Here is a 12,388-nt window from a genome sequence, read left to right on the forward strand (position 1 = left end):
ATGAAACGATTCGGGTTAGCCATTCAAATTGTAATCGGTCTATTCCTTGGTATTCTGGTAGGTGCTATCTTTTACGGCAATCCTGCGGTGGCGAGCTACCTGCAGCCGATTGGCGACATCTTTATCCGGCTGATTAAAATGATCGTCGTTCCGATCGTCATCTCCACGTTGATCGTCGGGGTTGCTGGTGTGGGAGACATCAAAAAGCTGGGGAAGATCGGCGGAAAAACGATATTGTATTTTGAAATCGTTACCACGATTGCGATTATTGTCGGTCTTGTTGCAGCGAACCTGTTCCATCCCGGTGTCGGGGTTGACATGACGAATCTTGCCAAAACCGATATCCACCAATATGTGGAGACGGCTGAATCGACGCAAAGCCACAGCTTTGTTGATACCTTCGTCAATATCGTGCCGAAAAACGTATTCGAATCGATTGTCAAAGGCGATATGCTGGCGATTATCTTCTTCTCCGTCCTGTTTGGACTCGGGGTTGCCGCTGCCGGAGAAAAGGGTCAACCTGTTCTTCGATTCTTCCAGGGTGTGGCGGACGCCATGTTCTGGGTCGTCAACACAATCATGAAGTTCGCGCCGTTCGGTGTTTTCGCATTGATTGGCGTAACCGTTTCCAAATTCGGTCTGTCGTCCCTTGTTCCGCTCGGGAAGCTGGTCATTTTGGTACACCTGACGATGCTGTTCTTCATTGTGGTCGTTCTCGGTGTCATTGCACGCATGAGCGGGATTTCGATCTTTTCCATTATCAAGATCTTGAAGGACGAGCTTCTTCTGGCCTATTCTACGGCCAGTTCGGAGTCGGTGCTTCCGAAGATCATGGAAAAGATGGAGCGCCTTGGCTGTCCGAAAGCCATCACGTCGTTTGTCATTCCGACGGGCTACTCGTTCAACCTGGACGGCTCCACGCTCTATCAGGCGCTGGCGGCTTTGTTTATCGCGCAGATGTATGGCATTCACATGCCGATCAGTGCGCAAATTACACTGATGCTGGTATTGATGGTCACCTCGAAGGGGATTGCGGGCGTGCCTGGAGTATCCTTCGTCGTGCTGCTTGCGACCCTTGGCTCTGTCGGCATTCCGCTTGAAGGTCTTGCCTTCATCGCGGGAATTGACCGTCTGCTGGACATGGCTCGCACAGTGGTCAACGTTGTCGGCAACTCTCTTGCCGCTGTCGTTATCTCCCGCTGGGAAGGGCAGTTTGACCAGGCAAAAGCAAAAGAATACATCCGTGAAGCCACATCCAAGGTGGCGTAAAACGGTCAAAGGGCCCCTCGCCGGAATCATCAGGCGAAAGGGCCCTTTTTTGTTGTATCATGAAGTGAGGACTACGCAGAAATTGACCGGAGAGAAGAGCAATTTTCGCGAAGCGCTCCAAAGGCCGCTAACGGTACGATAAAGACATTTGCCGGAGCACATCGGCAGGGAAGGCGGTCAAAGCGCATGACTGCGCAAACGAAGCTGTATTTTTTGTGTATGCGAAAAAAGCGAGAAATCCGAGTGCAGCAAACATGCAATAGGGAGGTTTGGAAATAACTGGCACATTGGAAGTCCCGCCTGCCTTGTGCCAGAGAACAAAAAGTCGGAAAAGAGGGATTTTTTTATGAAGGAACGCTACTCAGTTGGAATCATTGGTTCCGGAGTGATGGGGGAGCGTCTTATGCACGCAATGAATACCCATGAACGCTTCACGGTGGCGGCAGTTTGTGATGCCGCTTCGCAGCGTGCCCGAGAAGTGGCAGACCGCTTCGGCATCGCAGCTTGGCATACAGACCATCGGCTATTGCTCCGTGAAGCGGAGCTCGATCTTGTTTACATAGCAGTTCCACCTAAATTTCACCATCCGATTGGCTTGGACGTGCTTGCCGCAGGGAATCATTTGCTGTGCGAAAAGCCCTTGGCGAACTCGGTTCAGGAAGGAAAAGAGATGCTGCGGGCGGCAACTGAGGCTGGTGTTATCCACGCCATGAATTTTCCGCTCTTCTATCGTCCGATTTTTCCCGAGCTGAAGCGGAGACTGGCGGAGATCGGAAGCGTGCGCAGGGTGGACATCGTCACTCATTTCCATCAGTGGCCGCGTCCTTGGCAGCAGACAGCATGGCTTTCCGGCCGGGAGCAGGGCGGCTTTGTCCGCGAAGTGCTGCCGCACTTTCTCCACCTGACCTATGCACTCTTGGGCCGCTGCGAAGTAGTTCGCTCTGATGTGGACTACCCGGAAAACCAGGAGCTATGTGAAACGGGTATTTCCGCGCTGCTTCGTCTCCCGGACGGAACGCCCGTCACGATTAATGGCCTCGCAGGCATCGCTCATGAGGAGCATTTGGCTTATACGGTCTACGGTACAAAAGGGACGCTGTCTGTGAAAAACTGGAGCACGCTGCTGGCAGGGGGGATGGGCCAGCCGCTGGAAGAAGTCCAGGTGCCGGATCAGGATCGCATGCACCTGCTGCTCGATGAGCTGGCGAATGCGCTGGATGGAAAAGAGGCGAGACTGATCGGCTTTGATACCGGACTCGTGGTCCAGGAAGCCTTGGAGGCCTTGCATGGAAAAGAATAAACCGCTCTATATGCGTGTTCCGGCCCGATAGATTGTCAGCCAGAGGCACATCACGCAGGATGAAAATGTCAAGTCCGAACGGATCGAAGCCCGGGCCGCGCAGTAGTTGAGAACGTCGGAGCGATGACACAGATTTGCATTTGCAGCCGGTTTTGGGAAGCTTGCCGGGATTGCAACGCAGGAAGCAAATTGTTCGATTGAGGTGAACAAAGTGAAGGAAGAAACGCTGGATATTTTTGACGAGAAAGGGCAATGGATCGGTACGGAAGCGCGCAGTGAAGTGCATCGGCTCGGACTGTGGCATCAGACGTTTCACTGTTGGATATACCGCCGGGAGAAAGAGCGGGTCTACCTGCTATTTCAAAAACGCCATCCTCAGAAGGACACCTCGCCAAACAAGCTGGATATCACTTCGGCGGGCCATCTGCTTGCCGGTGAAGGGCCGAGGGACGGCGTGCGTGAGCTGGAGGAAGAGCTGGGACTGGCTGTCTCGTATGAGAGCTTGCAGCATATTGGAGTCATACGGGATGTTTCCGGTGAGCCGGGCATTGTCGACAGGGAGATTTGCCACGTGTACGGATATGAATCCGACCAGCCCTTGGAAGCGTACCAGATCCAGCAGGAGGAGCTGACCGGCTTGCTCTGGATTCGGCTTGATGAGCTGATGAGATTGTTGAACGGCGAGATTTCTTCGGTTCGAGCGAGCGGATTCGTCTGCGACGAAGACGGAAGCGTCTCTGGAGTAAGCCAAGAGGTGGGGATGGCAGACCTGGTCGCTCATGAGAAAAGCTACTATCAGACAGTGTTCAAGGCGATCAGAAAACTGGCCGACACATCATAAAAACAGGCTGCACGGCAACATGAAGGGGCCCCGGTTTGTCTACCGGGATGCCCTTTTATCCATTCGGCTGCTCCAATAGCGAGCATTGTGAGAGTGGCAGCGGTTCGAGAGCGGGCGATACAAAGCCCGATTGTCTCTTTTTTCTTGCCAGAAGATGGAAGCATTCAGTAAAATATTTTTTATCAGATGTATCGCAACTGAAAAAAGGGAAGCGGGGGATGATGCCGGTGGAAGAAATCCGCGTATTGAAGCCTTCCGAAGCGGAGGGATTCGTCAGAATAGTCGGAATGGCATATCCGAGACAGGAAATGCAAGTGCCGGATATGAAGGAACGCTGGATCAATCGGATTCGCGAAAGCATGCAGGAGGATCCGGGGGTTTCTTTTGTCGGCTGTTTTCGCGACAACCGGATGGTCGGTGTGATGAAATGGTTCGATTTTCACATGAATGTTCATGGAAAACGGCTGCTCACCGGAGGGATCGGTACCGTTGCTGTTGACCTGCTGCACAAAAAGGAGAAAATAGCCAAATCGATGCTGCTCCATTTTTTGCGGGCATACCGTGATCGTGGCGTCAGTCTCGTCTCCCTTTATCCGTTCCGAGTCGATTTTTACAAACAGATGGGCTTCGGAGCCGGAACCAAAATGAATGAATACCGGGTTTCTCCTCTGGACCTGCCTGCCGGGAGCAAGCAGGACGTCATTGCTCTGTCCAAGGAGGACCGCGCTGATATCCTGGGGAGCTACAACCGCTATGCCGCGAAAACCCACGGGATGATCGAAAAGACGGCACGCGAGCTGGATGCCTTTCTGGATCGGCCGGAGCATATCGCCTTTGGCTGCCGAAAGGATGGACAGCTAAGCGGCTATCTGGTCCTGCAGTTTAAACAGGTCAGACAGGAAAATGCCAGCATCCACGATTTGCACGTCAAGGAGTTTATCTGTGAAACGCCGGAGGCCATGCGTGGACTTCTCGCCTTTTTGCGCAGCCAAGCCGACCAGGTCAGGCGCTGCATCTTTTATACCCAGGAAGAAGATTTTCACTTTCTGCTCGCCGATCCGGGAAACGGCTCTGACCGTCTGATCCCCTTCTACTATCATGAAAGCCATGCGTCCGGTGTCGGGCTGATGTATCGAATGATTGATGTAGCGGGTTATTTTCGTCAAATGGCGGATCACCGTATGGGAAGGGAAAGCTGCACGCTTACCTTTCATATTCGCGACAGCTTTCTGCCGGATAATGAAAAGAGTTATACCATCTGCTTTCGCGACGGGTTGCCCGGGCTACTTCCGGAAACGCCCGCACAAGCCGACGCGGAAGTATCACTCGATATCTCCGATTTTTCTTCGCTTGTCATGGGGGCAGTCCGCTTTCACAGCTTATACCAGTACGGGCTGGCCCATTTGTCGCGGCCCGAATACGTAGAGGTGATAGACCGGTTGTTTGCCGTCCCTTGCAAGCCACGCTGTACGACCGGTTTTTAGGTCGAATCAATTCTACCTTCTCTTCATATAGTGGCAGTAAAAGGGGAGGGGGTAGGTATTCCGTGTGGGGAGCTGTTCTCATATTTTTCATCTTCATGGTCTTGGTCTGGTGGGTGGTAGACCTCCTGTTCCGCTTTATGCGCAAAGACACGATCAAGTTTGATCAAAATCATTTATGGGAAAATTCTCCCATTACCAAGAAGGAAATGAACTACCCGGAGCAGAAAAAAGAATAAGGAAGGTTTTGCGGAAAATATCATAAGCGCCGTGTTCGCGGCGTTTTTTTCCATTTTTGCGTTTATTTCGCCAAAGTCACTCGCTAAACGGTGATCCCAAAGAAACAGGACCATATTCCTTAACATGAGGTGAAAACGGTGAATGGCGTCATCAATTGGCAACGAAGAGACTACTTTCGACTGCAGCTGGTTCCCCCGCTCTGTTCGCGCATGACAATCGTCATGTTAAAAGGAAAGACGATGAAGGTGGGGAGCGCAGATGTTTTGATCGAAGACATAGGAGGTGGCGGCCTTCGCTTTCTCTCTGATTTGAAATTGCCGGTAAATGATCAGTTGGTGCTTGAATTTGAAACAGAGGTATTTTCTCGGCAATTGAAAATGTACGGACATGTCGTTCGCAACAGCAATTGGAATGAAACGATCTATGAATACGCTGTCAAATTTACGATGGACGAGTGGGCCCACGCCGAGATCAATCGCATGGTCAATCTGCTGGCGATTCGCATGAGGCAAAAAAGCTCTTTGCCGAGCGGCTTGTTTTGGCAGGATGAGAAGCAAGCGTATTTTGCCAAAGCCGATTCAAGCGATCCGCAGGTTGTGTAATCCGTATATCTGAACAGACAAAAACCCCATCTGCAAGCGATGAGGTTTTTTGTTTTTAGCGGATACCTGAAGGCAGTGCCGGAGGAATGTAGTTCAAATGCTCGTCTGCGGTGATATAGTCAGTGTTTACCATCAGCAGCAGAAACCGTTTTCCCGATTCCGGGTCGCTGAGGATAATGTGATCTCTCCCTGCCGTTTCCAGAACACCGCGGAAAATTTTCGCATTCCACTGGGTATTGTTCTCAAAGGTTTGGTAAACCGTAATCACCTTTCCGCGGTTCAGGCGAAGGATGTTCTCAATGTAGGATTCTTCAACGACCTGACCGGGAGCCAGAGGCGTTCCGGGAATCAGACTTCCGCTTGGCTGCATGGGGACAGCTTGCTGTTGTCCCGGTTGAACCGGCTGCTGGCCCATCTGGTACGGAAAGGATGAAGAAGGATACATGTCCGTATAGGGGTAGGTGACATAAGGATTGTAAGGCATTTGTTGACTCATGATGAACTCTCTCCTTTTCTGGACTTGCAAGCACCATCAAGTACAATCAGAAAACACGGGGGCAATCCCTGGGGGAAGGGACGAAGAAGCAGTGGGCCTTGTAACGTCCCGAATTTCGCTGGTTATACCATTGCGCCGGACAGTTGCCGCTGGGTCGAAAAAACCACAATGCGTTTGAGGCGGGATGCGTGCGCTCTCCATTTACGACTCGTCTTGCCAGGCGGCGCTCCTTATCCCTGGCGCGCTGATAGAAGTAAGGTTTTTGTACAGCTTCATAACCTCCCGGTGACTGAAACACCATGTCCCGCATCGTTCGTATATTTCTAAAATCAAGACAATTGGCAAGAATGCGGTTCACGCCGACGTTTCCGACCATCAGCATGCCCAGTTCCCCTTCTCCCTCGGCTTCGGCACGGATCAGACGAGCCAACATGTCGACATCTCTGGAGTTTACCTTGATTACGGCCATCGCTTCACCTCCTCCAAAAAACTCACAATTACAATATATGGGGAGGTACATATTAGGTGAATGTCCATGAAATATTGCGAAAGAGACGAGGTATTTGGGGCCGCAAACAAAAAAACGCGTCCAGGAAGAGGGACAGCGCACTTTCCGGAGCGTTTTTGGTTCAAAGGCAAACACTTTTCAGCAGACAATCAAGCGGTTTTTTTTCTGCGTTTATTCCATACCAGCCAGGCGATAGCGACAACCGCACCGATGCCCAGCACGGCAATTTCCAGGTATTCGTCGAGCAATACTTTGGCGTGTTTTCCATAGAGGTGAAACAATATTCCGATGAGATAAAATTTGATACCCCGACCGAGAATGGCAAACAGCATAAGCTTCGTCAGCGAATAGTTAAAGACGCCGCTTAAAATGGTGAACACCTTGAAAGGGATGGGAGTAAAGGAACCAATCAATACGGCGGCATCTCCGTTTTTGTCGAACTGTTCGGTAGCCAGCTTTGTCCACTTTTCCGGCAGGATCTTTCTCAAGATCGGTTTGCCGAGCCACTTGCCCAGTATGTATCCGATCGGAGCGCCAAGGATAGAGCCGGTAAACGCGACCGTGGCATAGCGCAGGGCAGCGGCTGGATCGATCAGGCTCATCGCGATCTGCAAGAAAAAGGGAGGGACGGGTACGATAAACGAGTCCAAAAAAGAAAGTCCAAATAGCCCCCAGACTCCATATTGCATGAAAACTTGTGTAATTTGTTCAAACATGAGCGTCTCCTCAAGTCCTTGATTATCGTTTCATTATACAGGAAACGAAATCGTTTCTGTAGTTCTATATATGTCTTGTACAAAGGTATATGTCTCGTATTACGTTGGTCGGCGAAAAGAGTTACAGAAAAACATGGAAAATGCAGAAAGAAACTTGCTTCTATTTGCCAACAGAAAAGGACATACTGTTAGGGATTTGTGAAAAGGAGGAATTGGTCACATGCAACCTCACGCGTACGGAGCACATGAAGTGATGGAGCTGCACGAAGTTTTGAATGAGGCGGTCAATGCGATCAATACGGCCCAGCTGTATGCTCCTTATGTTCGCGACCCTGAACTGAGTCACCTGCTTGGCCATCAGCTGCAATTCATGCAAAATGAGTACAACAGCATGGTCCATACCGTCCACGGGCTGGGTGCGGGAGAGGCGCTGCCATACCGTCCTGCTTCAGCGATAGCGGCGGCACATGCAGTCATGGGCACGATGCAGTCCGGTCAAATGCCGCAAATGTACCCGCAAACGTATCCGCAAACACAACAGCCGAATGTTCATCCCAATCAGATGGACGATCGGGATGTTTCTTCGGCAATGCTGGGCCTGCACAAGTCAGGGGCAACATGCAAAATGGCGGCAGCGCTTGAGGCTGCCCATCCACAGCTCCGAAACATGCTGCTGCAGAGTGCTGTCAACTGCGCCAACCAGGCTTACGAGATGTGGGGCTATATGCAGCGAAAGGGATACTATCCATTCCTGACGATGCAGCCGACCGCCAATGCGCAATTGCTGCGCGGCTACCAACCGGCGTCCGAAGGGAGCCAGGGTGCGGGGCAGCAAATGACACCGCCTCCCGCGGCCATGCCTTCGCCTCAAAACGGGACGGTGATTACGAACGCGGTTGAGCCCGAGGGCCCTGCTTCACAGCAGACCTCCGCCATCTCAGGCGTGTCCTACCCGAGCCCAACACTGCAGCGGCCAGCGAATGCAAGCCAAATTTTTTCCTCTCCCACGTACAGACAGGAGCATTACGGAGTGAGCGAGGAGACGCAGGTCGCGGCTGATGCCGAGGGAACTTTGACAGCGGAAGCCTACAGCAGTCTGTCTCAGCCGACCGACAACAGACAGGGGCGAAGCAGAAAAAAAGGAGCTTCAGATTCGACAATTGGGTAAAAAGTCTCTAGGAATTGTTGACGTTGGGAAAGATTGTCTACTACTATAAGGGTACAGACCATACAACGGGAGGTACCCAATGAAAACACTGGGATCGGGGAAAGTCATCTTTTTTGCACCAAATGGAACCACTCTTGAATTTAAGGGAGAAATCGACATACGAGGCGATCGTTTGGCCATTACGGAAATTATCTACTTCAACGGAAAGCCCAACGGAGCACGCGAGATGAACGTTCCCTTGGAGCAATCGGTTATTTATTGGGACCCTGAAGTGTATGAGGAGATCGGCTTTGAATAATTATTCGCAGCGCAACCCTGCCAAGAGGTAGGGTTGTTTTTTCTTGCTTTGAAAAGCGACCGCTGTCTTCGATGTGCAACCTTCCCTCTGTTTCCATCCGTTTAAAAGTATATCGCCTCAAGCAGGACATATACTGTAACTACATTGCGGATTGGGGAGATGGACGATGCAAACGTACGCCTTATATTTTGAAAATGTCCCTGCGCATTGTGATGCTTTTCGCTCGATCATCGATGAGATGAAGGAGCGGGTCAACACCGATCCGGTGCGCATTACATATGAAGAACGCGATCAGGGCGATTTCAGGATGTTTCGCTTTCAAAGCTGGTGTATGGAAGAATACGATGCGGAGACGATAGAATGGGCACGTGCATTTATCTCGCTGGCTGTAGCCGAGTGGGTCATTCGGGTCAAGGAACCGGAGGTCATGGAGGAAATAGCCGGCGACCTGATCGAGTCCGAGCAGCTTGAAGATGAGTGGCCTTACGTTATTCCGTTCGTCCAGCGGCTTTTTGCAGAAGGGGAAGAAGAAGCCGATCTTCTGCAAGCGACTACCCGGAAAGCAAGGATATACCGGAAAGTGCGGGACTACCTGGAGGACGAGCGCGAATTGAACGTACTCGGGTTTGTCCGCTTCCGTCTGCAGGAGCATTGGAATGAGTTGTTTGAGCTGATCGAAACCGGCCTTGACGATTATCTCGAAGACAGGCAGTATCAGGAGTTCGTTGACCTGCTGCGCTTTTTTATCGCCGATCAGGAAGCCAAGCAGGAAGTCGTTCACGTTGTTCCTAGTGTGGACAAACCTTTCCATCTCTATGATAAACACGGAGACCGAATCTGGCTGGACCATCTGGACGCCGTCATGTTTACGGATGAACAGAAATGCCGGGAAGAGGATTATCTGGTGAGCGCTCTGGTAGCGATTGCGCCGGAACGTATCGTTTTTCACATGGCGCAGGACAGGCCCGCATTGACACAGACCGTTCGCAGCATTTTTGAAAACCGGCTGATCACCTGCCATTCGTGTTCCCTGTGTCTGTCCGGCAGACGTGTACTTGACGTAAACAAACCAACTCCTTTATAATACGAAAAACAACCTAACACGGAAAATACAATGAGAAGGACATGGACGATACCCATGTTGCTCCAGAGAGGCGGGACACAGGCTGGAAGCCCGCTGCGTACACGTATCGATCTACCCCCTTCGAGTAGCCGCCGGGAAAGAGCTTCTTGCTCACAGTATCGGCGAGCCGGTTCAAACCGTTACGTTTTCGAGAGGTCTGGAATCGACCTGCTTTTGACCCGTTGATGGGCAGGGCATGTCTACAGGCCAGTAGGGTGGTACCGCGGGTTACAAGCACTCGTCCCTTCAGGGATGAGTGCTTTTTTATTTTCCCTAAACAAAGCAAATACGATGGAGAAAGGAAGTATGGATCGTGGCACAAATCAACGTTACATTCCCTGACGGCGCCGTTCGTCCGTATGACGCAGGCGTCACTGTCGAAGAGATCGCCGGTTCGATCAGCTCCAGTCTGAAGAAAAAGGCGGTTGCCGGTAAAGTAAACGGCAAGGTAGTCGATCTTTACACACCGATCGAGGAGGATGCGGCCGTTGAGATCGTTACGCTTGATTCCGCGGATGGTGTGGAAGTGTATCGTCACAGCACGGCCCACTTGCTCGCTCAGGCGATTAAACGCCTGTACGGGAAAGAGGTAAAGCTGGGCATCGGTCCGGTGATCGAAGACGGATTTTATTACGACATGGATATCCCGGTGGCACTCACCCCGGATGATCTGCCAAAAATCGAGGCGGAAATGGAAAAGATCATCAAGGAAGACTTGCCGATCCGCCGCAAAGAAGTAAGCCGTGACGAAGCAGTCGCGATCTTCAAGGAAATTAACGATCACCTGAAGCTGGAGTTGATTCGCGACCTTCCGGAAGATGCCACTATCACCATCTACGAGCAGGGTGAATTCTTCGACCTGTGCCGCGGACCGCACTTGCCGTCCACCGGTTTCATCAAAGCATTCAAGCTGATGAGTGTGGCTGGGGCGTACTGGCGCGGAAATTCGGATAACCAGGTTCTCCAGCGCGTATACGGCACGGCTTGGCCGAAGAAGGCGGAGCTGGATGAATATCTGCACTTTATCGAAGAAGCGAAAAAACGCGACCACCGCAAGCTGGGCAAGGAATTGGAGCTGTTCATGTTTTCCGAAGAAGCGCCAGGCATGCCGTTTTATCTGCCGAACGGCTTCACTGTCCGCAACGAGCTGGAGCAATTCTCCCGCCGCATGCAGCAGCTGGCCCACTACACGGAAGTGCGCTCTCCGTTTATTATGAACCAGCGCCTCTGGCTGCAGTCGGGCCACTGGGATCATTACCACGAGAATATGTACTTCTCCGAGGTAGACAATACCACTTATGCATTGAAGCCGATGAACTGTCCCGGCCACATGCTGATCTATAAAAACAAAATGCACTCCTACCGCGATCTGCCGATTCGCTACTCCGAATTCGGTCAGGTGCACCGCCACGAGTATTCCGGCGCACTGAACGGGATGCTTCGGGTACGGACCTTCTGTCAGGACGATGCCCACGTATTTGTTCGTCCGGACCAGATCGAGGGAGAGATCAAGAGCATGATCCGTTTGATCGACTCGATCTACAAAGTGTTCGGATTTGAGTACAGCGTAGCTCTTTCCACTCGTCCTGAGGATTCGATGGGTTCCGATGAGCTGTGGGAGATTGCCGAAACATCCTTGAGAAACGTGTTGGAAGAAGCGGGATTGCCGTACGAAATCAAGGAAGGAGACGGTGCGTTCTACGGACCGAAGATCGACTTCCAGATTACGGACGCGCTGAAACGCCGCCATCAGTGCGGTACGATCCAGCTCGACTTCCAAATGCCTGAGAAGTTTGACCTGTCATATGTCGGCCAAGACAACGAGAAGCATCGTCCGGTCGTATTGCACCGCGCCATGTACGGTTCGATGGAGCGCTTTATCGGTATCCTGATCGAGCACTATGCTGGCGCATTCCCGGTCTGGCTCGCTCCGGTTCAGGTTCGCCTGATGACGATCAATGAAGTGCATGTGGAATACGCGCAAAAGGTCAAGGAAAAAATGGAGCAAGCCGGCATTCGCGTGGAGCTTGATGCCCGCAATGAAAAAATCGGGTACAAAATCCGCGAGGCACAGGTGCAAAAAGTGCCTTACATGCTGGTTATCGGTGAAAACGAAGTCGCTCAAGGGACGCTGTCCGTCCGCAAGCGCGGCGTAGGCGACGAGGGCGGCATGAGCGTAGATGCCTTCCTCGACAAGATTAAAGCCGAGATTAGCGAAATGAAGTAAACCTGACAGACCGCTTGGGTCAGTACAGGGGAGAAACAAACAAGCTGTCCGTTTGAAATCGGAAATGAAAAAGGTGCTGTCCGCAAGAGCCGGGACAGCACCTTTTTTCATAAAGCGAA

The 12,388-nt window shown here is 51.7% G+C and carries 13 protein-coding genes; 10 read left to right on the top strand and 3 right to left on the bottom strand.

Annotated elements, in window-relative coordinates:
- The 6 genes from EDM54_RS09260 to EDM54_RS09280 all read left to right on the top strand — a co-directional run bounded on the left by EDM54_RS09260 (window position 1) and on the right by EDM54_RS09280 (window position 5,733).
- Entirely contained in the window at window positions 1-1,269 is a 1,269-nt protein-coding gene (locus EDM54_RS09260) for a cation:dicarboxylate symporter family transporter (protein WP_003387851.1), read from the top strand.
- A 346-nt stretch (window positions 1,270-1,615) separates the two neighbouring features.
- Window positions 1,616-2,569 (top strand): Gfo/Idh/MocA family protein, encoded by a 954-nt coding sequence (locus EDM54_RS09265; protein WP_122958112.1) that lies wholly within the window; start codon window positions 1,616-1,618, stop codon window positions 2,567-2,569.
- Window positions 2,570-2,780: 211 nt separating this feature from the next.
- Window positions 2,781-3,410 carry an NUDIX hydrolase gene (locus EDM54_RS09270; protein ID WP_024984414.1) on the top strand — a complete coding sequence of 210 codons (630 nt, stop codon included), beginning with the start codon at window positions 2,781-2,783 and terminating at the stop codon, window positions 3,408-3,410.
- A 218-nt stretch (window positions 3,411-3,628) separates the two neighbouring features.
- Window positions 3,629-4,894, top strand: coding sequence for a GNAT family N-acetyltransferase (locus tag EDM54_RS09275; protein ID WP_238986202.1), 1,266 nt, complete (start codon window positions 3,629-3,631; stop codon window positions 4,892-4,894).
- Window positions 4,895-4,956: 62 nt separating this feature from the next.
- Complete coding sequence (locus EDM54_RS26425) at window positions 4,957-5,130, top strand: hypothetical protein (RefSeq protein WP_155807990.1); 174 nt, start codon at window positions 4,957-4,959, stop codon at window positions 5,128-5,130.
- Between the two features lie 138 nt (window positions 5,131-5,268).
- A complete protein-coding gene (locus EDM54_RS09280; RefSeq protein WP_003387847.1) occupies window positions 5,269-5,733 on the top strand; it encodes a PilZ domain-containing protein in 465 nt (154 codons plus the stop codon).
- Window positions 5,734-5,788: 55 nt separating this feature from the next.
- On the opposite strand, the gene gerQ is transcribed toward EDM54_RS09280, so the two are convergent.
- The 3 genes from gerQ to EDM54_RS09295 all read right to left on the bottom strand — a co-directional run bounded on the left by gerQ (window position 5,789) and on the right by EDM54_RS09295 (window position 7,453).
- Window positions 5,789-6,229, bottom strand: coding sequence for a spore coat protein GerQ (gerQ, locus tag EDM54_RS09285; RefSeq protein WP_003387846.1), 441 nt, complete (start codon window positions 6,227-6,229; stop codon window positions 5,789-5,791).
- Between the two features lie 46 nt (window positions 6,230-6,275).
- Window positions 6,276-6,698, bottom strand: a complete 423-nt coding sequence (locus EDM54_RS09290; protein WP_003387845.1) for a cell wall hydrolase — start codon at window positions 6,696-6,698, stop codon at window positions 6,276-6,278.
- 188 nt (window positions 6,699-6,886) lie between these two features.
- Complete coding sequence (locus EDM54_RS09295) at window positions 6,887-7,453, bottom strand: YqaA family protein (RefSeq protein ID WP_003387844.1); 567 nt, start codon at window positions 7,451-7,453, stop codon at window positions 6,887-6,889.
- 220 nt (window positions 7,454-7,673) lie between these two features.
- Here EDM54_RS09295 and EDM54_RS09300 point away from each other — a divergent pair, with 220 nt between their 5' ends.
- From EDM54_RS09300 to thrS, 4 genes are all read left to right on the top strand, one after another.
- Window positions 7,674-8,621, top strand: a complete 948-nt coding sequence (locus tag EDM54_RS09300) for a spore coat protein (RefSeq protein WP_024984412.1) — start codon at window positions 7,674-7,676, stop codon at window positions 8,619-8,621.
- Window positions 8,622-8,700: 79 nt separating this feature from the next.
- Window positions 8,701-8,919: a hypothetical protein gene (locus EDM54_RS09305; protein ID WP_003387841.1), complete on the top strand. Its 219-nt coding sequence runs from the start codon at window positions 8,701-8,703 to the stop codon at window positions 8,917-8,919.
- Between the two features lie 166 nt (window positions 8,920-9,085).
- Window positions 9,086-10,003: a putative sporulation protein YtxC gene (gene ytxC / locus EDM54_RS09310; protein ID WP_039071393.1), complete on the top strand. Its 918-nt coding sequence runs from the start codon at window positions 9,086-9,088 to the stop codon at window positions 10,001-10,003.
- Between the two features lie 352 nt (window positions 10,004-10,355).
- Window positions 10,356-12,269 (top strand): threonine--tRNA ligase, encoded by a 1,914-nt coding sequence (gene thrS / locus EDM54_RS09315; RefSeq protein WP_003387837.1) that lies wholly within the window; start codon window positions 10,356-10,358, stop codon window positions 12,267-12,269.
- Window positions 12,270-12,388 lie beyond the last annotated feature (119 nt).

The organism is Brevibacillus borstelensis (assembly GCF_003710865.1).
GTDB lineage: Bacteria > Bacillota > Bacilli > Brevibacillales > Brevibacillaceae > Brevibacillus > Brevibacillus borstelensis.

Excerpts from the sequence above, each read along its gene's own strand:
- EDM54_RS09260 (WP_003387851.1), top strand. The coding sequence starts at position 1 with ATGAAACGATTCGGGTTAGCCATTCAAATTGTAATCGGTCTATTCCTT.
- EDM54_RS09265 (WP_122958112.1), top strand. The coding sequence starts at position 1,616 with ATGAAGGAACGCTACTCAGTTGGAATCATTGGTTCCGGAGTGATGGGG.
- EDM54_RS09275 (WP_238986202.1), top strand. The coding sequence starts at position 3,629 with ATGATGCCGGTGGAAGAAATCCGCGTATTGAAGCCTTCCGAAGCGGAG.
- gerQ (WP_003387846.1), bottom strand. The coding sequence starts at position 6,229 with ATGAGTCAACAAATGCCTTACAATCCTTATGTCACCTACCCCTATACG.
- EDM54_RS09290 (WP_003387845.1), bottom strand. The coding sequence starts at position 6,698 with ATGGCCGTAATCAAGGTAAACTCCAGAGATGTCGACATGTTGGCTCGT.
- EDM54_RS09295 (WP_003387844.1), bottom strand. The coding sequence starts at position 7,453 with ATGTTTGAACAAATTACACAAGTTTTCATGCAATATGGAGTCTGGGGG.
- EDM54_RS09300 (WP_024984412.1), top strand. The coding sequence starts at position 7,674 with ATGCAACCTCACGCGTACGGAGCACATGAAGTGATGGAGCTGCACGAA.
- EDM54_RS09305 (WP_003387841.1), top strand. The coding sequence starts at position 8,701 with ATGAAAACACTGGGATCGGGGAAAGTCATCTTTTTTGCACCAAATGGA.
- ytxC (WP_039071393.1), top strand. The coding sequence starts at position 9,086 with ATGCAAACGTACGCCTTATATTTTGAAAATGTCCCTGCGCATTGTGAT.